The organism is Nocardia anaemiae NBRC 100462 (genome assembly GCF_001612725.1).
Taxonomy (GTDB): Bacteria; Actinomycetota; Actinomycetes; order Mycobacteriales; family Mycobacteriaceae; genus Nocardia; species Nocardia anaemiae.
Map to the genome: position 1 here is coordinate 118,855 of NZ_BDAZ01000034.1, position 23,998 is coordinate 142,852.

The 23,998-nt window shown below is 67.4% G+C and carries 19 protein-coding genes, 1 pseudogene and 1 riboswitch; of the genes and pseudogenes, 17 read left to right on the plus strand and 3 right to left on the minus strand.

Features of this window, described 5'->3' with window-relative positions:
• Positions 1 to 45: 45 nt before the first annotated feature.
• A complete protein-coding gene (locus NA5_RS21280; protein ID WP_371856446.1) occupies positions 46 to 822 on the plus strand; it encodes an LppM family (lipo)protein in 777 nt (258 codons plus the stop codon).
• Positions 798 to 1,979 (plus strand): glycosyltransferase family 2 protein, encoded by a 1,182-nt coding sequence (locus NA5_RS21285; RefSeq protein WP_084484310.1) that lies wholly within the window; start codon positions 798 to 800, stop codon positions 1,977 to 1,979. Before NA5_RS21280 ends, NA5_RS21285 begins: the two co-directional genes overlap by 25 nt.
• 162 nt (positions 1,980 to 2,141) lie before the next feature.
• On the opposite strand, the gene NA5_RS21290 is transcribed toward NA5_RS21285, so the two are convergent.
• Positions 2,142 to 2,855, minus strand: a complete 714-nt coding sequence (locus NA5_RS21290) for a hypothetical protein (RefSeq protein WP_245672324.1) — start codon at positions 2,853 to 2,855, stop codon at positions 2,142 to 2,144.
• A gap of 322 nt (positions 2,856 to 3,177) precedes the next feature.
• Positions 3,178 to 3,271, plus strand: a riboswitch (SAM riboswitch).
• Between the two features lie 10 nt (positions 3,272 to 3,281).
• Between NA5_RS21290 and NA5_RS21295 the strand changes: the two genes are divergently transcribed.
• From NA5_RS21295 to NA5_RS21340, 10 genes and pseudogenes are all read left to right on the plus strand, one after another.
• Positions 3,282 to 4,295: an amino acid ABC transporter permease gene (locus NA5_RS21295; protein ID WP_084484311.1), complete on the plus strand. Its 1,014-nt coding sequence runs from the start codon at positions 3,282 to 3,284 to the stop codon at positions 4,293 to 4,295.
• Positions 4,292 to 5,068, plus strand: coding sequence for an amino acid ABC transporter ATP-binding protein (locus NA5_RS21300; RefSeq protein WP_062988709.1), 777 nt, complete (start codon positions 4,292 to 4,294; stop codon positions 5,066 to 5,068). The genes NA5_RS21295 and NA5_RS21300 overlap by 4 nt, the downstream gene beginning before the upstream one ends.
• A gap of 19 nt (positions 5,069 to 5,087) precedes the next feature.
• Positions 5,088 to 6,061: pseudogene (locus NA5_RS21305) on the plus strand (ABC transporter substrate-binding protein).
• A gap of 4 nt (positions 6,062 to 6,065) precedes the next feature.
• Positions 6,066 to 7,202, plus strand: coding sequence for an LLM class flavin-dependent oxidoreductase (locus NA5_RS21310; RefSeq protein ID WP_062988711.1), 1,137 nt, complete (start codon positions 6,066 to 6,068; stop codon positions 7,200 to 7,202).
• Positions 7,202 to 8,818, plus strand: coding sequence for an ABC transporter substrate-binding protein (locus NA5_RS21315; protein ID WP_062988713.1), 1,617 nt, complete (start codon positions 7,202 to 7,204; stop codon positions 8,816 to 8,818). The genes NA5_RS21310 and NA5_RS21315 overlap by 1 nt, the downstream gene beginning before the upstream one ends.
• A gap of 2 nt (positions 8,819 to 8,820) precedes the next feature.
• On the plus strand, positions 8,821 to 9,816 hold the full coding sequence (locus NA5_RS21320) for an ABC transporter permease (RefSeq protein WP_062988716.1): 996 nt from the start codon (positions 8,821 to 8,823) through the stop codon (positions 9,814 to 9,816).
• Positions 9,817 to 9,920: 104 nt separating this feature from the next.
• Positions 9,921 to 10,793, plus strand: coding sequence for an ABC transporter permease (locus tag NA5_RS21325; RefSeq protein WP_084484313.1), 873 nt, complete (start codon positions 9,921 to 9,923; stop codon positions 10,791 to 10,793).
• Positions 10,790 to 12,484 (plus strand): dipeptide ABC transporter ATP-binding protein, encoded by a 1,695-nt coding sequence (locus NA5_RS21330; RefSeq protein WP_084484314.1) that lies wholly within the window; start codon positions 10,790 to 10,792, stop codon positions 12,482 to 12,484. Before NA5_RS21325 ends, NA5_RS21330 begins: the two co-directional genes overlap by 4 nt.
• Before the next feature lie 50 nt (positions 12,485 to 12,534).
• Positions 12,535 to 13,341, plus strand: coding sequence for a DUF1684 domain-containing protein (locus NA5_RS21335; protein ID WP_062988718.1), 807 nt, complete (start codon positions 12,535 to 12,537; stop codon positions 13,339 to 13,341).
• Positions 13,338 to 14,489 (plus strand): LLM class flavin-dependent oxidoreductase, encoded by a 1,152-nt coding sequence (locus NA5_RS21340; protein ID WP_062988720.1) that lies wholly within the window; start codon positions 13,338 to 13,340, stop codon positions 14,487 to 14,489. Before NA5_RS21335 ends, NA5_RS21340 begins: the two co-directional genes overlap by 4 nt.
• Positions 14,490 to 14,562: 73 nt before the next feature.
• Here the strand turns inward: NA5_RS21340 and NA5_RS21345 are convergent, their stop codons facing one another.
• Positions 14,563 to 15,594, minus strand: a complete 1,032-nt coding sequence (locus tag NA5_RS21345; protein ID WP_084484323.1) for a methylenetetrahydrofolate reductase — start codon at positions 15,592 to 15,594, stop codon at positions 14,563 to 14,565.
• A gap of 175 nt (positions 15,595 to 15,769) precedes the next feature.
• Here NA5_RS21345 and NA5_RS21350 point away from each other — a divergent pair, with 175 nt between their 5' ends.
• The 4 genes from NA5_RS21350 to NA5_RS21365 all read left to right on the plus strand — a co-directional run bounded on the left by NA5_RS21350 (position 15,770) and on the right by NA5_RS21365 (position 21,229).
• Positions 15,770 to 16,912 (plus strand): polyprenyl synthetase family protein, encoded by a 1,143-nt coding sequence (locus NA5_RS21350; RefSeq protein WP_062988827.1) that lies wholly within the window; start codon positions 15,770 to 15,772, stop codon positions 16,910 to 16,912.
• A 15-nt stretch (positions 16,913 to 16,927) separates the two neighbouring features.
• Positions 16,928 to 18,511 (plus strand): phytoene desaturase family protein, encoded by a 1,584-nt coding sequence (crtI, locus tag NA5_RS21355; RefSeq protein ID WP_084484324.1) that lies wholly within the window; start codon positions 16,928 to 16,930, stop codon positions 18,509 to 18,511.
• A 64-nt stretch (positions 18,512 to 18,575) separates the two neighbouring features.
• Entirely contained in the window at positions 18,576 to 20,294 is a 1,719-nt protein-coding gene (locus NA5_RS21360; RefSeq protein ID WP_062988727.1) for an alpha-(1->6)-mannopyranosyltransferase A, read from the plus strand.
• Positions 20,291 to 21,229: a phytoene/squalene synthase family protein gene (locus NA5_RS21365; RefSeq protein ID WP_062988729.1), complete on the plus strand. Its 939-nt coding sequence runs from the start codon at positions 20,291 to 20,293 to the stop codon at positions 21,227 to 21,229. The genes NA5_RS21360 and NA5_RS21365 overlap by 4 nt, the downstream gene beginning before the upstream one ends.
• Positions 21,230 to 21,243: 14 nt before the next feature.
• Here NA5_RS21365 and NA5_RS21370 read toward each other — a convergent pair whose 3' ends face one another.
• Entirely contained in the window at positions 21,244 to 21,612 is a 369-nt protein-coding gene (locus NA5_RS21370) for an Rv2175c family DNA-binding protein (protein ID WP_062988731.1), read from the minus strand.
• Positions 21,613 to 21,999: 387 nt separating this feature from the next.
• Between NA5_RS21370 and pknB the strand changes: the two genes are divergently transcribed.
• Positions 22,000 to 23,961: a Stk1 family PASTA domain-containing Ser/Thr kinase gene (gene pknB, locus NA5_RS21375; protein ID WP_062988733.1), complete on the plus strand. Its 1,962-nt coding sequence runs from the start codon at positions 22,000 to 22,002 to the stop codon at positions 23,959 to 23,961.
• The last annotated feature ends 37 nt before the right edge of the window (positions 23,962 to 23,998 follow it).

Sequence of the window (23,998 nt, forward strand, 5' to 3'; positions counted from 1 at the left end):
GCGTTGCGCCCGTCGCGTGGCAATTCGGGGCGGGGGCCTGGCACGATGTGTGCCGTGCAGCCGAGTCCTCTCACCGCGATGCCCGACACACCGGTTCTACCGCCGCGCTCGCCCCGGCCCGCAGCGCGGGTGGCCGCGGCAGTGCTGCTGGCCGCGATGCTGGTGCCCATGCTCGCGGGCTGCCTGCGGGTGCAGGTGTCGATGGGTGTGTCGTCCAATGACCGGGTCTCCGGTCGGATCGTGGCGGCGGTGGTGCCCGCGGACGCCAATGACAAGGGCCCGCAGCTGAAGGCGCCCGATTCGCTGGCCGCGAAGGTGCGGGTCGAGACGTACAGCCAGGATGGCTACGTCGGCAGCAAGGTGTTCTTCGAGGATCTGTCCTTCGGCGAGGTCGGCCAGCTCGGCGCGCTCTCCGATCAGACCCAGGGCATGTTCAACCTGTCGTTCCAGCGCACCGGCGACCTGGTCAGCCTCAATGGCCGGGTCGATCTGAAATCCGTTCCGCCGCATGGTTCGGATGTGCAGTTCACGGTGGCGTTCCCGGCCCGCGTCGCCAAGACCAACGGCAATCGCGAGGACGACTCCACCGTCTCCTGGAAACTGCCGCCCGGCGATGTCTCCACGGTGCGCGCCGAGGTCAGCTATGCCGACCCGAATACCCGCTCCTTCGCGGGTTGGGCGGGCATCGTCGGCGGTATCACGCTGGCCGTCGCCGCGATCATCGCCGCCATCGCCTATATGGACCGCAACCCGGCGCCGCCCGGCGCACCCGAAAGCGACTTCTCACTGAGCAATCTGTGGCGTTCACTGACCCGCCGCTGACGCGAGCCCTGCGCACGGGCGCGGCGGTCGCCGCGTGGACGGGTGCGGGTATCGCGCTGTTCGGTTGCGGGACCGCGCTATTCAACCGCGCGACGGTGCGCAGGCTGTCGACCGGACCGACTACGGCGATCGAGCCGGTGACGGTGTGTATCCCGGCCCGCGACGAGGCAGCGCGACTGCCGGAGCTGATCGATGACCTCCGCGGGCAAGTGGGTGTGCCGCGACTGCGGGTGCTGATTCTCGACGATGCGTCGTCGGACGGGACCGAAGCGGCCGCACTCGAAGCGATTGCGGGTGACTCGCGCTTCACAGTGTTCCGTTCCGAGGCCGAACCCGCACCCGGATGGACCGGGAAGGCCGCGGCCTGCGCGCGACTGGCCGAGTTGGCGGATGCCACGGTGCTGATCTTTCTCGACGCCGACGTGCGATTGGCATCGAATGCGATCGCCGCCGCGACCGCCGAATTGCGCCGAAGCCGAGCGGCATTGTTGTCACCGTGGCCGTATCAGGTGACCGAATCGCTGGCCGAAGCGCTGGTGCAGCCGCTGCTGTGCTGGTCGTGGGCGGCGAGCCTGCCGATCGCGGCCGCCAATCGCAGCCTGCGCCCCTCGACGGCCGTCGCGTGCGGCCAGTTCCTGGTCTTCGACGCCACCGCCTACCGTGCCATCGGCGGTCACACCGCGGTTGCCGCCAGCCCGACCGAGGACCTGGATATCGCTCGCGCACTGCGTCGTTCGGGTCGCCGGACCGCGCTGGTCGCGGCAGGCCGAGCGGCGAGCACCCGAATGTACCGTGGCGCAGCCGAACTGGAGGACGGCTATACCCGCTGGCTGTGGTCCGCTTACGGCGGCACGACAATCGGTGGTGCGGCGGTGGGAGCTCTTGCGGCACTGGCCTACTGGGTGCCCCCACTGGCTGCGATCGGCGGTCGAGGCTCGGTACGCACCGCCGGTCTCATCGGCTACGGCGCCGCGGTCGCCAGCCGCCTCCTCGCGCGCTCACTGGAACGCGGCACCACGACCCGCACGGACATCCTTGTGGCCCTGGCACATCCGCTCTCCATCGACGCCTACCTCCGCCTCTGGACCCACTCCCGCCGCGCCCACCACCACAACACCTTGACCTGGAAGGCCCGCCCCCTCACGCCCACCCGCTGATCAAGATCAGGTGGCACTGGTGGCGGCATCGCCCGAGAAGCCCCGCCCTCAGTGCCACCTGATCTTGATCGGGCGGCACGGTGTCGGCTTCGCGGAACGGTCTCGCTTCCGGCCCGGCCGCACCTCCTAGTTCCTCTGGAGCTTCGGCCGGGTCGGACGTAGTCAGCGCACCGCGGTGAGTCCTACGGTCGGGAGGAAGAAGCAGGACTTGCCGCCGTTGTCTACGGTGCCGAAGACCGCGGCGAGTACCGTGCCGGATCCGGTGTCGACCGGAACCGCGCGTACCCCGCCGACCGGGAAAGCGGCGAAGACGTCTTGGATGGCGCGTTCGGCTAATGGCCTCAGCTCGGTCGGGATTTCGGCGGGCACCATCGTGCGGACCACATCGGGGATCGATCCCATGGCGGTGACGCCGCTGCGGCCATTGGCCAGGTTGACCCAGGCGACATTCATGCCCGAGGCATTGCTGCCATCCTGGCCGAGGCCGTAGGGGACGAAGGTGAACATGACTTGCCCCGCCTTGACGGCGGTCGGGTCGAGTCCCGGAATGGCCACCGTGGTTTTCGGCCACGGACCAGGCACCGCGCCCGCAACCGCGGGCACCAGACCGAGGCTGCCGGTGGCGGAGCAGAACGGTGCGACCGCCGGATACAGGAACGGATCGATGCCGAAGGTGCGCAGCGCCTCGACAACGGTTCGGTAAGCGGCGAACAGATCACCGGGCACGCCCTGGGCGGGCGGTGCGGTCGCGGCCGGAATGGCTGGTTCCGGCATCGGCGCCGGACCGGCGGTGGCGATGCCGGGGCTGGCGAGAGTCAACGCGACCGAACCGGTCGCGATGGCGGTCAGCGTGGTCAGACGGCGCAGCAGGGTCACGGCAAACCTCCTCATCGTCGGGCACGAATCGAGGTCCGAGAGTACTCCGGCAAACCTTCGCAACAGCGGCTATTTCGGCGAGCGACACGTTCGTGCCGCGCACCGCCGGAGCGCCGCACAGGTTGGCGATCCGGACGAAAAGCGCACGAGGAACCGCGTCCGAAATGCCACGATCCACTGCGCGACCGGGCCAATAATGCCTGCTCATGGTCATCCGAACAAGGTCTGCGCTCACGCTGATTCCTACCCTTGTGCCGGACTTCGCCTGCTTCGCATGATATTTCGGCTAGACCCATTGACCGACCCGTGCTCGGCGTCGGACACACCATCCAGAGCGACCGAGAGACCTGGCTCATCGACGTCGCAGCAACCCCCCGGTCACCGGGTGCGGGTGCTTCCGCCGGGAACGATGGAGGAACCGAAAACATGAGCGCGTCCGTCGCATCCGGCACTCCGGTATCGGATGTACCGATACCGGGTGCCAACACACCCGATGCCACCGCATCCGGTGCGCCCGCCACTACCGACGCACCGGCGATCGCCAGGTCCTGGCACCCGTGGCGCTGGGTGGTCAGCGTCATCGCGCTGGTGCTGCTCGCACAATTCATCCACGGACTGGCCACCAACCCCGGCTGGGATTGGTCGACATTCGCCAAGTACTTCACCGCGAAATCGGTGCTGTCGGCGCTGAAGGTCACCTTGGAGCTGACCCTGTGGGGTACGGCACTGGGATTCCTGATCGGCACGGCGCTGGCGATCGCCCGGCTGTCGAATAATCCGGTGCTGCGGGTGATCTCGTGGGTCTATATCTGGGCGTTCCGCTCGATTCCGCTGATCGTGCAGCTGCTGTTCTGGTTCAACATCGCCTACCTGTACCACACGCTTTCGCTCGGAATCCCGTTCGGCCCTCCCTTTCTCACCTTCGAGGTGAACGGGGTAATCAGCGGGTTCACCGCGGCGGTCATCGGACTCGCACTGCATCAGGCGGCGTATGCGGCCGAGATCATCCGAGCCGGATACATTTCGGTCGATCCGGGGCAGCTGGAAGCGGCCGCGGCGCTGGGCATTCCACGCGTGCGCCAATTCCGCACGGTCATCGTCCCGCAGGCCATGCGATCGATTCTGCCGAATGCGACCAATGAGGTGATCAGCCTGTTCAAGGGCACATCGATCGTGTCGGTCATGGCGATCGCGGAACTGTTCTACCAGGTCCAGGTGATCTACGGCCGCAACGGCCGGGTGGTGCCACTGCTCATGGTTGCCACCGTCTGGTACATCGTGCTGACCACGATTCTGTCGGTGGTGCAGTTCTATATCGAACGCCACTACGCCAAGGGCGCGCACCGCACGCCGCCACCGACACCGGTGCAGAAGGTGTGGCACAGGCTACGCGAAATCGCCGAAATCGGTTCCGCCGCACCGCGCGGGGCCACCCGATGAGCGCACCGGCGGCTCCCGCGGTCGAAGTGCGCGGCGTACGAAAGTCCTACGGCGGCGGCACCGAGGTACTGGCTGGTATCGATCTGACCGTGCGCGCCGGTGAAGTGGTCACCGTGATCGGACCATCCGGCTCCGGCAAGTCGACGCTGCTTCGGGTGGTCAACCACCTGGAGTCGCTTGATGCGGGCACCGTGCACATCGACGGTGAGTTGATCGGATATCGCCTGCGCCGCAATAAGCTGCACGCACTGTCGGACCGCGAAGTGCGCAAGCAGCGCTCGCATATCGGCTTCGTCTTCCAGCAGTTCAATCTTTTCCCGCATCTGACGGTGCTCGACAATGTCACGCTCGCACCGATTTCGGCGCAGCGCCGCCCGCGTGCGGAAATCGAGGCCGAGGCACGGGAATTGCTCGCGCGGGTCGGCATCGGCGAACTGAGCGACGCCTATCCACGGCGGCTGTCCGGCGGTCAGCAGCAGCGCGTGGCCATCGCGCGGGCATTGGCACTGCGACCGCCGGTGATCCTTTTCGACGAACCCACCTCCGCACTGGATCCGGAACTGGTCGGCGAGGTCCTCGATGTGATCCGCGATCTCGCCGACGGTGGAACCGCTCTGGTGATCGTCACCCACGAAATCGGCTTCGCCCGTGAGGTCGCCGACACCGTCGTATTCCTCGACGGCGGCGTGATCGTCGAACAAGGTCCGCCCGCCGCCGTCCTTGACAACCCGCAACATCCGCGCACCCGCGCATTTCTGTCCCGAGTCCGCTGAGCGCGGTGCGCGCTCCCCGATGAACAGGTATTCGATGAAGCTCTCTGCCCTGGTCGGCTTGGCCGCCACGGTCGCCTTGCTGGCCACCGGCTGCGGCACCGATCCGGACGCGGAAGACTCCGCACAGCCCGCCGGTTCGATCACCTCGACCTCTCCCCCGGCCAGTCCGGCCGGATCCACGCGTCCAAGGTCGATGCCATTGCCGCCGAACTGCCGCAGGCCATTCGGGATCGCGGCACGCTGGTTGTCACCGGATCCGGCGGTGCCGCACCGCCTTTGCGGTTCTACGCCACCGACGATAAGACCATTGTCGGGTCCGAGGTCGATTTCGCCTCGCTCATCGCCGATATCCTCGGCCTGAAACTCGTTTCGCAGGTGGCCGATTGGTCGCAGAACTTCGTGCGGGTCGACTCCGGTGAGGCCGATGTCTTCATCTCCAACGTCACCGTGACCGAGGAGCGCAAGGAGAAGTACGACTTCGCCACCTACCGCAATGACACCGTCGCGCTGGAAATCCCCAAGCAGAGCACGCTGGAGTACAAGGATCGCAAGAGCCTGGTGGGCAAGCGGATCGGCGTCGGCAGCGGCACCAATCAGGAGCAGCTACTGGTCAAGTGGAACGAGCAGAATATCGCCGAGGGCCTGCCCCCGATCGATATCGCCTACTTCCAGCAGGTCACCGACTACTACCTGGCGCTGGCCTCGCAGCGCCTGGACGGCTACATCGGCCCGAACCCGTCCGCGATCTACCACAGCAGCACCGCGAATCAGACCAAGATCGTCGCGACCTTCTCCGGCGCCGGTGACACATTGCAGGGCGAGATCGGTGTGCTCACCAAGAAGGACAACGGCCTGATCGGCCCGATCAACAAGGCCATCAACAACGCCATCCAGACCGGCACCTACCAGCAGGTCATCGATCGCTGGGGGTTGCGGACCGAGACCGTGCCGAGTTCGCGGATCAATCCGCCCGGCCTACCGAAGAAGTCGTGATCGCATGAAGTTCCTGCTGTTCACCCTCGTCACCCGGGTTCCTGATCCGCATACCGGTCGGCTGCCCAAGACCAGGGAGCGACTGCTCGATGTCATCGGCCAGGCCCGCATCGCAGAGGAACTCGGCTACGACGGGTTCGCCGTCGGTGAGCGGCACGAGGATCCGTTCCTCTCAGCCGCACCGCCGGTGATCCTGTCCCATATCGCCGCGGTCACCTCGCGGATCAGTCTGTTCACGGCCGTAACCACACTGAGTCTGTTGGATCCGGTGCGTGCTTTCGAGGACTATTCGACCCTGGACAATCTCTCCGGCGGCCGCCTCGAACTGATCATCGGCAAGGGCAACGGTGCGGCGCAGGCGAAGCTGTATCACGTCACCACCGAGGACCAGTGGGATCGCAATCGCGAAGGCTACGAATTGTTCCGGGCGCTGTGGGACAGCGACACCGTGACCTGGTCGGGCCGATTCCGGCCGGAATTGGTCGAGGCCAAGGCGCTGCCGCGCCCCTGGCAGCCGCGCATCCGGATCTGGCATGGCAGCGCGACCAGCCGGGATTCGGTGGAACTCGCCGCGCGCCATGGTGACCCGCTGTTCTCGGCGAATGTCACCAATCCGATCGAACCGTATGCCGAACTGGTGCGCCACTATCGGGAGCGCTGGGAGTATTACGGGCACGATCCGGCCCAGGCCCTGGTCGGCGCGGGCACCGCGGGATTTCATGTGGCACGCACGTCACAGGAGGCCGTCGAGGTGTATCGCCCGATCTTCGAGGCTCGACTGGCGCTGGCGCGCAAGCTCGGGCTGCCGATCGTCTTCCAGACGCTCGACGATTTCGTCGCGCGCAGTTCGGCGCTGGTCGGCAGCCCGGAGCAGGTGATCGACAAGGTGGGTCGCCAGCACGAGGCCCTGGGGCACGAGGTGATCCACCTGTCCGCCGAACGCGACGGCCGCAGCGAATCGCAACATCGCACCAGCCTGGAACGCTTCCAGGCCGAGGTCGCACCCGAACTGCGCCGACGCATTCCGAGCCGACCACTGGCCACCGCCCCGAACGGTCGCGCCGCCGCACGTCCCCTCGACTACGACATCGATTCCCGCGGCGAACTCGTCCGCACCGAAACATCTGGAGTACCACAGTGATGCGTCCCCGTCTCCGAATCGCGGCCGTGGCCGCCGCCGTCACCGCGGCCGCGAGTCTGGCCGCCTGCGGCAATGATTCGGCCACCGGCGGCGCCGACGCGGGCCCGCCACAGCCGGGCGGCGCACTGCGCTATGGCCTTTCGCAGGCGCCGACCTGCTCGGATCCGGCGCAGTCCGGCACCAATCAGACGCTGTATGTGACCCGTCAGATCGTGGATTCGCTGACCGATCAGGATCCGAAGACCGGTGAGATCAAGCCATGGCTGGCCAAAAGCTGGGAGATCTCCCCCGACGCGAAGGTGTTCACCTTCCATCTCGCCGACGGCGTCACCTTCAGCGATGGCACCCCGCTGACCGCGGAGTCGGTGCGCAACACCTTCGATTCGGTGATCAAACTGGGCGGGGCCAAGGCACCGCTCGGCTCCAGTTACCTCACCAACTACGTCGGCACCACCGCGGTCGACAAGCTGACCGCACGGGTGGAATTCAGCAAGCCCAATGCCCAGTTCCTGCAGGCGTCCTCGACCGCGCAGCTCGGCATTCAGGGCGATGCCACCACGGCGAAACCCGCCGATCAGCGCTGCCTTGGCGACAATGTCGGCAGCGGTCCGTTCACCTATGTGTCCTGGCGCCAGGACGCCTCGGCGACCCTGGCCAAGCGGGCCGGATACGGCTGGGGTTCGGCGGTCTTCGCCCATCAGGGAGCGGCGTACCTGGACAGGATCGAGTTCACGGTGGTGCCCGAATCCGGTGTCCGCACCGGCAGTCTCATCTCCGGCCAGCTCGACGCGGTCAGCGATGCGCTGCCGCAGGACGCACCACAGATCGAGGCCGCGAGCGGGCGGGTATTGAGCACCGCGAATCCCGGTGTGCCGTTCGGCTTCCAGACCAATGTCACCCGGGGGCCGCTGCGCGATACCGCGGTGCGCCAGGCGCTGCTGCCCGCGATCGACCGGAAACAGCTGGTGGACACCGTCCTCGGCCCGCAGTTCAAACCCGCCACCAGCACATTGGCCAGCAGTACGCCGGGCTATCAGGATCTTTCGGCCCGGCTGAGCTATGACCCCGCCAAGGCGCGCAACATCCTGGACCAGGCGGGCTGGACGCCCGGCGGTGACGGTATCCGCGCGAAAAATGGTGAGCGCCTGTCCTTCTCGGTGCTGTTCAGTCAGGTGTTCGCGGGCAATCAGGCCATCCTGGAGCTGGTGCAGCAGCAGCTGCGCCAGGTGGGTGTGGAGCTGAAGCTGGATCTGGTGTCGGGTCCGGAGAGCACGGCTCGACAGAACGTCAAGGATTTCGACACCACCTACTACAACACCACCCGTGCAGACGGTGACATTCTGCGCACCTCCTTCAGCGTGGACGGGCGCAATCTCAACGCCCGCGAACGCATCCCGGCATTGGATGATGTGCTCGACGGTCAGCTGAGCGCCTCGGATACCGCCGCACGCATCGCATTGATCCGCACCGCGCAACAGGCCGTCCTCGATGCGGGGCTGTGGATTCCGACGGTCGAGCTGTCACAGGCCATCGGTGCGGCGCGCAGCGTGCAGGATCTGAAGTTCGAGGCGTCGGCCCGGCTGCAGTTCTTCGACACCTGGTTGAGCGGGCGGTAGTCATGGCCAGGTATGTGATTGTGCGGATTCTGCAGGCGATATGGGTGCTGTGGGCGGCGTTCACCATCTCGTTCGTGGTGCTCTACCTGCTGCCCGCCGACCCGGTCTCCATCGCGGCCGACGGTGCGGGCGCGGGTACCCCGATCGACAAGGCCGCGATCGCCGAACTACAGGCGCGCTACGGACTCGATCGTCCACTCTGGGAACAGTATTGGACCGCGCTGACCCACGCACTGACCGGGGACCTCGGCCACTCCATCGCCACCGGCCAGCCGGTCACGACCGCACTCGGCGACGCACTGCCCAATACCCTGGGATTGGCCGGTCTGGCATTGCTTTTCGCGGTGCTCGGTGGGGTGAGTGTGGCCTTCGCGGCGACCTACGTCCGCCGCCCGTGGTTGCGTGACGCACTCAGCTCGCTGCCCTCGCTCGGGGTATCGGTGCCCACATTCTGGACCGGACTGCTACTGCTGCAACTGTTCTCGTTCCACTGGCGGCTCGCCCCAGCCTTCGGCGGACACGGTCTCGAGGGCACAGTACTGCCAGCGCTCACCCTCGCCATACCGATCGGTGCGGTGCTGGCCCAGGTGCTCGCCGCTGGCCTCGCTTCGACCTGGCGTCAACCGTTTGTGGATGTGGCACTGGCCAAAGGCGGCTCGCGCGGATGGGTGCTGCGCAATCATGTGCTGCGCCCGGCGAGCGTGCCGACTTTCACCATTGCCGGTGTGCTTGTCGGCAATATGCTCGCCGGATCCGTGGTGGTGGAAACCGTTTTCGCCCGTCAGGGCGTGGGTCGGCTCACCCAGACCTCGGTACTGGCCCAAGACATTCCGGTCGTGCAGGGCATCGTGCTGCTCACCTCGACCGTCTTCGTCACCGTGAATCTGGCGGTGGACCTGCTGTATCCACTGCTCGATCCACGCATCGCCGGTCGCTCCCGCCGTGCGTCGACCGGTTCCGAGACCGAGACCGCGGAGGAGGTGGGCGTCCGTGCGTGAGCTACTCCCCGGCGCGGTGCGCGATAACACCGCACTGGCACTGACGGCCGGAGTCGGCGGCTACGGCCTCGCACCGTGGCCCGGCGGACAGCAGGTGATCGATCATGGTTGATGTCGCCGATGAGTCGCGGCGGATCGCACTACCCGGGCTGCGTCGACCGGCATGGCGGTGGAAGTCGGTGCGCGGCAATGCCGTAGTGATCCTGTCCGGTGCCGTCGCGGTGCTGGCGCTCGGCTGGGCGCTGTTCCCTTCGGTGTTCGCCGGTGGCGATCCGCTGACGGGTGTGCCCGCGCAGAAGTTCCAGAGCCCGAGTGCCCGACACTGGTTCGGCACCGACAACCTCGGGCGCGATCTGTACACCCGCATGGTGCACGGCGCGGGACTATCGCTCACCGCAACGCTGTCCGCGGTCGCCATTGCCCTGGTCGCCGGGTCCGTACTCGGGCTGCTGTCCGGATCGATCGGCGGCTTCGTCGACACCGTCATCATGCGGTTCGTCGACGTGCTGCTGTCGATTCCGTCGCTGCTGCTATCACTCGCACTGGTCACCGCATTGGGTTTCGGTACCCGCAATGTGGCCGTCGCGGTGGGCGTTTCGCTGATCGCCAACTTCGCACGGGTCATGCGCTCGGAGGTGCTCCGGGTGCGGCAGGCGCCGTATGTGGAGGCGGCGCATGCCGCCGGTGTCCGCTGGTACACGGTGCTGGCCAGACATGTGCTGCCGAACTCGTATCAGCCGGTACTGGCCTTGGCCGCGGTCGAATTCGGGATGGCGGTGCTGTCGGTCTCGGCGCTGAGCTTCCTCGGCTACGGCGCGAAACCTCCCACCCCCGAATGGGGCTCACTGATATCGGAGGGCCGCAATTTCCTCGCAACGGCATGGTGGATGACCACCCTGCCCGGCCTGGTGATCATCGTCGTCGTCCTCTCGGCCCAACGCCTCGGCCGCGCCGTAGGAAGGAGTCACAGCGCATGAGTGAGCGCAGCACGTCCGCCGATCCGACGGACGGCACGCCGCATATCCGCGACGTCACACATGGACCGCATGGGTCGCCAGCGGCACTGTTGCGCATCGACGGCCTGCACGTGCGCTACGCCTCCGACAGCGGGGATGTCGCCGCGCTCAACGGCGTATCCCTGTCCGTGGCACGCGGCGAGGTCGTCGCGCTGGTCGGTGAATCCGGTTCCGGTAAATCGACTCTCGCGCAATCGGTGATCGGATTGCTCGGCCCCAATGCCGAGATCACCGGCGGGTCCGTCGCCTTCGATGGGCAGACCATCGATACCGGATCCGAGCGGGCGCTGCGACGGATTCGCGGTGCACGGATCGGATTCGTGCCGCAGGATCCTGGACTTTCGCTGAATCCGGTGCGGCGCTTGGGTGATCAGGTCGCCGAGGCGCTGCTCGTACACGGACTCGCCGATCGCCGCGATGCGGCCGCGCGGGCGATCGAATTGCTCGCCGATGCCGGACTGGATCTGCCGGAGTTGCGGGCGGCGCAATATCCGCACGAACTGTCCGGCGGCCAGCGGCAGCGCGTGCTGATCGCGGCGGCGCTCATCGCCGGACCGGAGCTGGTGATCGCCGACGAGCCGACCAGCGCCCTCGACGCCACGGTGGCGCGACGGGTACTGGACAAACTCGCCGCGCAAACCGCGGCGCGCGGCACAGCGGTGCTGCTGATCACCCACGACCTGGCGATCGCCGCCGAGCGAGCCGATCGGATCGTGGTGCTGAGCGGCGGGGAGATCGTCGAAACCGGGCCGACCGCGACGGTGCTCGCGCAACCGCGTCATCCGCACACCAAGCGACTGCTCGCCGCCTCACCGAGTCTGGCCCCGTTCGACGGGTTCCGCACGCCGCGGGTGAGCGCCGGTCCGCCGCTGCTCACCGTGCGGGATGTGCACAAGCGCTTCCGCGCACCGGCCGGTGGTTCGGTCACCGCGGTGGCCGGCGTCGGATTCGAACTCGGTCGCGGCGAAACCCTCTCGCTGGTCGGCGAATCCGGCTCCGGCAAGTCGACCACCGCGCGCATCGCCTTACGACTCACCGAACCCGACAGCGGCGCGATTACCTTCGACGGGCAAGACCTGACCGCGGTGAAGGGTGGACGGCTGCGCGACCTGCGCCAGCGCTTCCAGGTGGTCTATCAGAATCCCTACGGCTCACTGGATCCGCGCTGGCGCGTGGGTTCGATCATCGAGGAGCCGCTGCGGGCCTATGCCGTCGGCGATCGCAAGGCCAGGCAGGAGCGGGTGCGTGAACTGCTCGGCCAGGTCGCGCTGCCGGAGAACTTCGCACAGCGCCGTCCCGCGGAACTGTCCGGCGGACAACGCCAACGCGTCGCCATCGCCCGCGCGCTGGCCCTGCACCCCGACCTACTGGTACTCGACGAACCGGTCTCGGCACTGGACGCCTCCGTCCAGGCTCAGATCCTGGAACTGCTGGACCGCCTGCAAACCGAACTCGGACTGAGCTACCTGTTCATCTCGCACGACCTCGCCGTGGTCCGCCGTATCAGCGACCGCGTCGCGGTCATGCGCGACGGTCGCATTGTCGAATCCGGCTCCACCGCCGACATTTTCGACAACCCGCAGCACGAGTACACCCGCGAACTGCTGTCGGCCATTCCCACAGCGCACCTCACCGCACCGGGGGCGGCCTGATGACCCGGCTCGGCCTGCACCATTCCCACACTCGAAGGAGTAAGAGCGCCATGACGACCAGCATCACCAGCCTTTTCGAAACCGAGTGGGCGCATTGGCAGCACAGCAGAGAAGACCAGCTGCGCGATCCGCTCGGCTTCCTGAGCCTGACCGGATTGCATTGGCTCACCGACCAACCCGAACGCATCCCCGACCTTCCCGGCACCTGGTGGGTCACCGACGACAAGGTTTTCATCACCGCCCAGCCCGCCGACCGTTTGCGGTTCGAGGGCACCGACATAGCCGGGGTCCAGATCGTGACACCGGCCGAAGGCGCGCCGGGCCTCGAGGTGCTGCACGAACATCGGGTACTCGAGGTGATTCGGCGCAGCGGTCGTTACGCCGTGCGTGTGCACGATCCGGCCGCCCCGACACTGCTGAGCTTCGAGGGCATCCCGACCTATACCCCGGACCCGCGCTGGGTGGTCGAGGGTCGCTTCGAACCGTTCGACCAACCACGCACGATCACCACCGGCGCCGTCGTCGACGGACTCGAACACCACCACACCGCCTCGGGCACCATCGAATTCAGCATCGGCGAGGTCACCGAGCGGGTCATCGCGTTCGGCGAGCCGACCGATCTGCGGGTGCTGTTCACCGACGCCACCAGCGGCGTCACCACCTACCCGGCGGCCAGGTCGCTGGCCGTCGAGGCACCCGACGCCGATGGCACGGTGCGTCTCGACTTCAACCGGGCGGCCAATCTGCCCTGCGCCTTCACCGATTTCGCCACCTGCCCGCTGGCACCCGCGGAAAACCGGCTGCGGGTGGCCATCGAAGCGGGCGAACAGGATCCGCGCCCAGGACGGTCCGCATGACGATCCCGCTCTCCATCCTCGATCTGGCCCCGATCAGCGCCGGATCCAGCGCACAGCAGGCCCTGCGCAACACCATCGATCTGGCCCAGCACGCCGAGCAGTGGGGCTACCGGCGATACTGGCTGGCCGAACATCATTTCGTTTCGGTGGCGAGTTCCTCCTCCATCACACTGATCGGCCTGGTCGCCGCGGCAACCACCCGGATTCGCGTCGGCTCGGCGGCGGTTCAGGTCGGCCACCACACCTCGGCATCCATCGTGGAAGCGTTCGGCACCATCGACGCGCTCTACCCCGGACGACTCGACCTGGGCCTGGGCCGATCGGGCCATCGGCGCACCCAGTTCGGCGCACAGCCAGCGCATCCCAAGGGCGGTCGCCCGGTCGTCGATACCGTGACCGGACGTACCGAGGTGCGCGACGGCGTGGTGGTTCCGCCGCCGTTCGATCCGGGACGGATCACCGACCGGTCCAGGTTCATCGCCTCGCTCAGCGCACTGCAACAGCAGGGCGCGCAGGCACCGGCATTCCCGGACCAGGTCGATGAGGTGCGCGCACTGCTCAACGGCACCTACAAGAGCGCCGAAGGCATTGCGCTACATGCGGTTCCGGGCGAGGGCGCACAGGTCGAGCTTTGGTTGTTCGGCAGCTCGGCCAGTGAAAGTGCCGAATTGGCAGGCGAACTCGGCCTGCCCTTCGCGGCGGCCTATCACGTCTCCCCCGGCACCGCCCTGGATGCGGTCGCGGCCTATCGAACGGCCTTCCGGCCCTCGGCCGAGCTCGCCGAGCCGTATGTGGTGATCTCCGCGGACGTGGTCGTCGCCCCCGACGACGCGCGTGCCCAACATTTGGCCGCCACCTACGGTCACTGGGTGCACAGCATCCGCAGCGGGGCGGGCGCGGCCGACTACCTCGATCCGGATACCGCCACCCCGCTGACTCCGGAGCAGCGCCGACTGGTCGACGACCGCCTCGCCACCCAGTTCGTCGGCAGCCCACGCACCGTCGTCGAACGGCTGCAAGCCCTGCAGCGAGTCACCGGTGCGAACGAACTCCTCGTTACCAGCGTCACCCACCGCCACGAGGACCGCCTCGAATCCCACCGCCTGCTCGCCGATGCATGGGGTCTACGAACGGCCCGCGCCGCCTGAACCAACACCGCGGATAGTCGAACGGTCGGTCCTGACTGCTGCCGGAGCCGCCATTCGACTACCGTCGGTAACTTCAGCTGTCAGCCCGTACGGCTCCGACGACCGGCAGCAGACCGGGTGCGGCGGTTACGCCGTAGCCGAGGTTGGTGAGCACCTCACCGGTGGCCTTGGCGAAGTTCAGCGTGATGAAGTGCAGGCAGGGTGCGCCCTCATCGATGAGCCGCTGGCCCATTTCGGTGGCGATTTCGATGCCGACCTCGCGGACCGCGGCATTGTTCTCCTCCGGCCCGTCACCGGCGGCCCTGCGCAAGCGCTCCATGACAGCGGGCGGCAGCGGACGCCCGCACAGTTCCTCGGCGCGTGCCACCGTGCGCAACGACGTGATGGGCATCAGCTCCGGAATGATCGGCTTGGCGCCCTCGATCGGGTCGAAGGCCGCGATGCGATCGCGCAGCCGCAGATAGTGCTCGACATCGAAGAACATCTGGGTGATCGAATACTCCGCGCCCGCACGCAGTTTCGCGGCCAGGTACGCGGTGTCGTGCTCCAGATCCGGGGAGCGGTGGTGGCCCTGCGGGAACGATGCGACACCGACATGGAAGTCGCCGAGATCGCGCACGATGCGCACCAATTCCTCGGCATAGGCCACACCCTCGGGATGTTTGCGCCATTCGCCGAGCGGATCGCCGGGCGGGTCGCCGCGCAGCACCAGGATATTGCGGATGCCCGAATCGGCGTACGCGCCGACCAGAGAGCGCAGCTCGGCGACGCTGTGCTCGACGGCGGTCAGATGCGCGACCGGCAGCAGCGTCGTCTCCTCGGCCAGCGCGCCGGTGATCCGCACGGTGCGGTCGCGAGTGGTGCCGCCCGCGCCGTAGGTCATCGAGACGAAGGCAGGATGCATGCGCTCGAAGGTGCGCGCGGCGCGCCACAACCGCGCCTCACCCGCGGCGTCACGCGGCGGATTGAACTCCACCGAGAAGGGCACCGAGCCCCCGGAATGGGTCCGCAAACTCTGAACAACCGAGGAGGTTCCAGAGACGATCGGTGGCGTCGGGGACGGCCTGCCAGGGGTCGAACTTCCCCGCACGTTATCGAAAGTCACCGGTTCAGTGTAGTGGTGACCGGACACCGGCCCGTCGGGTCGTCGCATCCGTACGCGTATTCTGCGACCAGGCGACATGTTCGCTAATCGCCGGACGACACGCGCGACCGTCACCGCTCGGCACCGAAGTACCTATAGCGCCCACGATCCACCGCGCGCCAGCACCCGCACGACCTTGGAGGCTCCCCTGTCCGCCGGACCCGGTATCCAGACGCCTCAGGCCACCCCGCCCGCGAACCACACGCCGGGCACCCCCGGATTCGTCGCGGCGGTCGAGGACGCGCTCGAGGCCTTCTTCCTGACCCGACGCCCCATCGTCGAACCGCTCGGTCCGGCTTTTGTCCAGGCCGCGGACGCGCTGGAACTGTTCGTGCTGCGCGGCGGTAAGCGCACCCGACCGGCCTTCGCCTGGACCGGCTGGCTCGGCGCGGGCGGCGATCCCACCGGTCCGCACGCCGCCGCTGTCCTGAACGCCTGTGCCGCACTGGAATTGGTGCAGGCCTGCGCGCTGGTCCACGACGACATCATCGACTCCTCGCGCACCCGCCGCCGCTTCCCCACCGTGCACGTCGACTTCGAGCAGCGCCACCGCGACCACGGCTGGGCCGGTGATGCCGCACACTTCGGCACCTCGGTCGCGATCCTGGTCGGCGATCTGGCGCTGGCATGGGCCGATGACATGGTGCACAGCGCCGGACTCGACGCCGCGGCGCTCGGCCGATTCGCGCCGGTCTGGGCGCTGATGCGCACCGAGGTACTCGGCGGGCAGCTGCTCGATATCCACGGCGAATCGGCGGGTGACGAATCCGTCGCGGCGGCGTTGCGCATCAACCGCTACAAGACCGCGGCCTACACCGTGGAGCGCCCGCTGCACCTGGGCGCGGCACTGGCCGACGCCGATCCCCAGCTGATCGAGGCCTACCGGACCTTCGGCACCGATATCGGCATCGCCTTCCAGCTGCGCGACGATCTGCTCGGCGTCTTCGGCGATCCCGCGGTCACCGGCAAGCCCTCCGGTGACGACCTGCGCGAGGGCAAGCGCACCGTGCTCGTCGCCGAGGCGCTGCAGCGCGCCGATGCCACCGATCCGGCCGCGGCCGACCTGCTGCGCACCAGCATCGGCACCGACCTGACCGCGGAGCAGGTCGAGCGGTTGCGCGCGGTGATCACCGAACTCGGCGCTGTCGACGAGGTCGAGCGCCGCATCACCGAACTCACCGAACAGGGGCTGGCCGCGCTGGCCTCGAGTACCGCGACACCCGAGGCCAAGGAGCGGTTGCGCGCCATGGCACTGGCCGCCACGAGTCGCACGCACTAGCCGCGAGAGATGTATATGAAAACCGTTGTGGGACCGACCGATCGCGTCGTGGTGGTGGGCGCGGGCCTATCCGGCCTCGCGGCCGCTCTTTATCTGACCGGGGCCGGGCGCGCGGTCACCCTGCTGGAACGCGCCGATCATCCGGGCGGCCGAGTCGGCCGGTATCGCGGCCCCGACTACGAAATCGATTCCGGTGCAACGGTACTCACCTTGCCTGAACTGATCACCGACGCCCTCGCCGCGGTCGGCGCGACCCCCGAAACCTGCACGCCGCCGCTGCGCATCCACCAACTCGCCCCCAGCTATCACGCCCGCTTCGCCGACGACTCCAGCATTCGCGTCTACGCCGATCCCGAGGCCATGGCCATCGAGGTGGCCCGCGTCTGCGGCGATGAGGAAGCGCTGCGCTACCGACGGCTGCGCAACTGGCTCGCCGAGATCTACCAGGCCGAATTCACCGAGTTCATGGATACGAACTTCGATTCGCCGCTGGATATGGTCCGCTACCCGGCCAAGCGACGCGCACTGGCCACACTTGTGCGGCTCGGCGGATTCGGCAGACTCGGCCCGCGCGTCTTCCGCTTCCTGCGCGATCCCCGGCTGGCCCGACTGTTCACCTTCCAGGCGCTCTACGCGGGCATGGCCCCGGCGAAAGCACTGGCCGTATACGGCGCGATCCCGCATATGGACACCTCACTCGGCGTCTTCTTCCCCGAGGGCGGCATGCGCGCGATCACCGCCGCACTCGCCGACGCCTTCACCGCGGCGGGCGGCACACTCGAGCTGAATACCGAGGTCACCGGAATCGAATACGTGGGCGGTCGAGCCAGACAGGTCCGTACCGCGGACGGGCGCACCTTCGACTGCGACGCCGTTGTCCTCACCGCCGATCTCGGTGCGCTCGAGCGCTTCGGCGTGCGCCGCCGCCGTCGGCTGCGCGCCGCACCATCGGCGGTCGTCGCACACGGCACCATCCCCGCCGCCATCGCCGAGACCTGGCCGATCCAGGCCCACCACACCATCGATTTCGGCGACGCCTGGGCTCGGACCTTCGACGAGATCGCCGCCCGCCCCGGCCGCGGCCGCCTGATGAGCGACCCGTCATTGCTGCTCACCCGGCCCGCGCTGACCGATCCGGCGCTCTACATCGACCGCGCCGACGGCAGGCACGAGCCGTTCTCGCTGCTGGCACCCTGCCCCAACCTCGACGCCGCACCGCTGGACTGGGACCGGATCGGCCCCTCCTACCTGCGCGAACTGCTGAATGTATTGGCGCAGCGTGGATATCACGGCATCGCCGAACACTTCACGGTCGACCATCTCGACACACCCGGCACCTGGCACGAACAAGGCATGCTCGCTGGCACACCCTTCTCCGCGGCCCATCTGTTCCGGCAAACCGGTCCATTTCGTCCACGCAATTTTTCCGGCGGCAGCGACAACGTGGTTATCGCCGGTTGTGGCACCACTCCGGGTGTCGGTGTGCCGACCACCTTGCTGTCCGGAAAACTGGCGGCAAACCGAATTATCGGCACCGCGCGACCCGCTCGGGATGAATCCGCACGCACCAGCGGGATAGTGTTCCCGGCGAGCCGATAAACTATCGCCCGACCTATTCGCCTGCGGTTGCGACCGCCGACCACTCCGGGGGGACCGACACCACATGCATCCCCCTGAGACGACGGCCGCCGCGCCCACCGACAACTCGATCACCGCGACCGAAGACGAGGCGCGTCCATCGAGCGACCCCGCGCGCCGGACCTCCCCGGCCGTCGCCGAACACGGATTCCGAACCTGGCTGCGAACGACCGCCGACTTCGCCCGCAGCCCTGAGGGACATTCGGCGCTGCTCGGTTTCGTCGGCGCGCTGATGATCACCTTCGGTGGATTCGGTGCGGGCAGCGTCCGCAAACGCGATCCGCTGCTCGAGGCGATGCATCTGTCCTGGCTGCGATTCGGACACGGCTACGTGCTGTCCACCATGGTCATCTGGGTCGGTGTGCTGTTGATGATCACCGCCTGGGTGCGCTTGGGCCGCACCACGATCGGATTCGGCGACCGGCCCGACGCCGGAGTCACGCTGAACGAGCTGCGCGCGATCGTCGGCATCTGGATCTTCCCACTACTGTTCGCGGTGCCGATGTTCAGCCGCGACGCGTATTCGTATCTGGCCCAGGGCGCACTGCTACGCGACGGCTTCGATCCCTACGTCTCGCCGCCGGTCGCCAATCCCGGTGTGCTGCTGGACAATGTGAGCCCGGTCTGGACCACCACCACCGCGCCATACGGTCCGATCTTCCTGCTACTCGGCAACGCGATCACCGCGATCACCGGCGACAACGTGGTGGCGGGCACCATCGCGCTGCGACTGGTCATGCTGCCCGGCCTGGCGTTGATGATGTGGGCGGTGCCCTATCTGACCAAGCACCTGGGCGGCAAGCCGAACGTCGCGCTCTGGCTGGCCGTGCTCAACCCGCTGGTCCTTATCCATCTCATCGGTGGCGTGCACAACGAAATGCTCATGGTCGGGCTCATGTGCGCGGGAATCGCACTGGTGCTCGAGCGCCATCATGTGGCGGGCATCGTGCTCGTCGCGATCGGTGTCGCCATCAAGGCGACCGCCGGTGTGGCACTGCCGTTCCTGGTGTGGATCTGGATGCTGCATGAGCGCGAACGCCGAGCGCTGCAACGCGCCGCCCAATCACCGGGTGCGACCCAGAGTGTCGAGAGCGAGGCCGAACCCGCGCGACCGAGCGCGGAAGTGCCGCATCCGGCGCTGATGTTCGCCAAGATCGCCGGGCTCGGATTGAGCGTGTTCGCGGTGGTCTTCGTGGCCGCCTCGGCCATCGCCGGAGTGGGCATCGGCTGGCTGACCGCGCTTTCGGGCTCGAAGAAGATCATCAACTGGCTCTCGCTGCCCACGATCATGGCGCATATGGTCCGCTGGGTGACGCCGTTCCCGATGGATCCGGTACTCGCGGTGACCCGCGCACTCTGCGCGCTCGCGCTGATCGCCGTGCTCGGGTGGACCTGGTGGCGGTTCCGGCACAGCGAGCGCGAGGCGGTCTTCGGCATCCTCATCGCGTTCGTCGCCATCGTCATCCTCTCGCCCGCGGCGCTGCCCTGGTACTACTCCTGGCCGCTCGCGCTGGCCGCCGGATTCGCGCTGTCAACCACCACACTGATGGTGCTGGTCGGACTGTGTACCTGGTTGATGCTGGTCTTCCAACCGGACGGCTCGATCGGGCTGTACAGCCTCGGACACGTCGCCGCCGCGACCTTCGCCGCCGTCGTCGCGGCCATGTCGCTGCGGCGGGTCGACCCATTGCGATTGCGCGCCACCCCACCGGAGAGCAATCCGGTCGCCGTCACCCGGTCATGACCGAGGTCGCTCTTACCGCCCGCGGCTCGGAACTGGCCGCGGCGTACCGCGTCTGCCGTGCGATCGCCGCTGAACACGGGCGCACCTACTTCCTCGCCACCCGGCTACTGTCGGCACCGCGAAGACCCGCGGTACACGCGCTCTACGCCTTCGCGCGAATGGTCGACGACATCGTCGATCACCCCAGCTACGACGCCGAACACGGTCCCGCGGGTGAGCTCGATCTGATCGAGAAGCAACTGCGCGTCGCCTTGGAGCAGGCGAAGCCGCCGGTCGATCGCCGCACCCAGGTGCTGGCCGCACTGGCCGACACCATCCAGCGCTATGACATTGCGCCCCAGCACTTCTGGATCTTCCTGGACTCCATGCGAATGGATGTGCCCGGCACCGCGCACTTCCGCGCCCAGTACACCACCATGACCGAGCTGCGCGACTACATGCGCGGTTCCGCGGCCGCGATCGGTCTGCAACTGCTGCCCGTACTGGGCACGGTCGTCCCCGTGACCGAGGCCGAACCCGCCGCCGCCGCACTCGGCGAGGCCTTTCAGCTCACCAACTTCCTGCGCGATATCGCCGAGGATCTGGACCGAGGCCGGATCTATCTCCCCACCGACGAACTCGCTGCCTTCGGCGTCGACGCCGACCTGCTGGCCCACTGCCACCGCATCGGCCACACCGACCAGCGAGTCCGCCGCGCATTGGCCCACCTGATCGCGATCAACCGCGACCTCTACCGCTTCGCGAACCCCGGAATCGACCTACTCACCCCCCGGGTGCGCCCCGCCATCCGCACCGCGAGCACGCTCTACTCGGGCATCCTGGATCAAATCGAACACTCCGACTACGCGGTGTTCGCGCGCCGCGCCGTGGTCCCCCGCCACCGACGCCTGCGAGTCGCGGCAATCGAGTTCACCGCTGCTGCCCTGCGGCACTGAGACTCGACCGAAATTCAGAAGGGTTCCGCCGCCGCGCGGCGCAGCACCTCGCGCGCGAGCGGGCCGTGCAATGCGTCGACGGGCTTACCGGGCAGGGTCTCGTCGTCGGTGAAGATCCACTCCAGGATCTCCTCATCGGTGTACTTGGCGTCTTTCATGACGGTGATCAGGCCCGGCAGCGGCTTCACGATCGCGCCGGTGTCGTCGAAGAATCGCTCGGGCACGCCCGCGACGCCACCACGGCGCACGGCGAGCAACTGGTGGTCGCGCAGCATCTGATGCACCCGGGTCACTACGAGCCCGAGCTTGTCGGCCACCTCGGGCAGCGGGATCACCGCCTCCGACTGCGGAAGAACATCGTCACTGCAAGGAAATGCACTCACCCGGACAACGGTAGACGGTCCCGCGCCGAGTGGCTCGAGACACCCTGGACCGTTCCCGCACGATTCGACACCCTGTGCCAGGAACCATCAGTTCGCACCCAAACCAACCACCACGGAGCGAGTCTTACGAGCGACCCGTTCGTGGCCCGTCTCGCGTCCGCGCCGAAGGCGCGGCCGTCTAACACAGCCGAGTCGTCGAAGCGCTTGCGACGAAGTCGCGAGTCTCGACGGCTCGGACGCGAGACACCAGGGGGCTGCGAACCCGCCGCGCCCGCGCGGCCAAAAACACAGCCGCGGCTACGATCGTGAGCGGGCCGCGCGAGGCGGTCAATCGCTTGTCGCATCGGAGCGAGGGGTGAGAAATTTGGGCAAGCCGGAGGACATCACTTGATCGGGCAAATCCTGGAGGGGCGCTACCGCATCGATGCGCCGATCGCAAGGGGCGGGATGTCGATGGTCTTCCGAGGGGTGGATACCCGTTTGGACCGTCCGGTCGCGATCAAGGTAATGGATCCCAAGTTCGCCGCCGATCCCCAGTTCTTGTCCCGGTTCGAATTCGAGGCGCGCGCGGTCGCCAAGCTCAAACATCCGTCCCTGGTCGCGGTGTACGACCAAGGCGTGGACGGCGAATATCCGTTCCTGATCATGGAGTTGGTCGAGGGCGGCACGCTGCGCGAGCTCCTGCGCGAACGCGGTCCGATGCCGCCGCATGCGGTGCGCGCGGTCGCCGAGCCGGTACTGGCCGCGATCGGCGTCGCGCATTCGGCGGGCCTGATCCATCGCGATATCAAACCGGAGAATGTGCTGATCTCCGATTCCGGCGAGGTCAAGATCGCCGATTTCGGTCTGGTACGGGCCGTCGCGGCCGCGAATACCACCTCGGCGAGCGTGATTCTCGGCACCGCCGCCTATCTGTCACCCGAACAGGTGACCGCGGGCACCGCCGATTCCCGCAGCGATGTCTATTCCTTCGGCATCCTGATCTTCGAACTGCTCACCGGCCAGGTTCCGTTCACCGGCGACACCTCGCTCTCGGTGGCATATCAGCGCATCGAGAATGATGTGCCCAGCCCGAGCGAATTCATCGACGGGGTCCCGCCGGAGTTCGACGAGCTGATCGCGCGAGCCACCAACCGCGAACCCGCACACCGCTTCGCCGATGCCAACGAGATGGCGGCCGAACTGCATTCGATCGGGGTCGCGCTGAATCTGCCGCCGTATCGGGTGCCCGCGCCGCAGGAATCGGCCGAACATCTCAGCGCCAGCTTCAAGACCGGCGCGCCGACCCCGCAGCGGGCCAGGGCCGCGGCACCGCCACCACCGTCCGCGCAGCACACCAAGGTGGTCACCGCGGCGCGACCGCGAGTGCCCGATTACGGTCCGCCCGACGACTACGGGCCGCCCGATACTTATCGCGACCACTACCCGCCATCACATTCGCCGCAGCCATCACCGTTCGCGGACGACCGGACGAAATCACGTCGCACGGTACTGCTGTGGGTCGCCATAGTCGCGATCCTGACCTTGCTCGTCGGGATCGGCGGCTGGTGGTTGGGTGTCGGGCGCTACTCGGCCGTTCCGTCGGTCGCCGGGAAGGATCAGGACAGCGCGATTTCGGCGCTGACGGATGCCGGTTTCGACACCGAGATCAGACAGAAGACCTCCGACACCATCCCGGTCGGTGGCGTGGTCGGCACCGACCCCTCGGCCGGATCCAAGGTCACCAAGGGTTCGACGGTGGCCGTGCTGATCTCCAGCGGCAAACCCCGTGTGCCGGATGTGAAAGCGGGCGACGACATTTCGAAGGTCAACCAGCTCATCCGCGATGCCGGACTGCAACCGGTGGACGCGGGCGAAACCGGCAGCACCGCGCCCAAGGGCACATTTGCGAAGGTCGATCCGGCTCCCGGCACCGTCCTGCCGCTGGCCGCGCAGGTAAAGGTCTACCGCAGCAAGGGTTCTCAGCCGGTGAAGATGCCCGATCTGCGCGGCAAGACCACCGAGGAAGCGAACAAGGCCCTCACCGCGGCCGGAATCACTGTGCGCGAGACCAGGACTCAGTACGACCGCACGATCGAGGCGGATAAGGTCATCGCCACCGAACCGGCCGCGGGCGCCACGATCCAGTCCGGCGACGGCGTCACCCTGATCGTCTCGAATGCGGTGAAGGTGCCCTTACTGGTCGGCTCGAGCGTCGCCGACGCCCGCTCCAAGCTGCAGGCGCTCGGCCTTGTGGTGGCGGTGCGCCAGCTCGCCCCGTCCGAGAGCTCCGTAGTGATCGGCCAGGTTCCCGGCGTGGGTTCCAATGTCGAGGCGGGCAGTACCGTCTCGCTGACGGCACTGCCCTGACGACAAAGGAGCGCCGCATGTCGCGGCGCTCCTATCG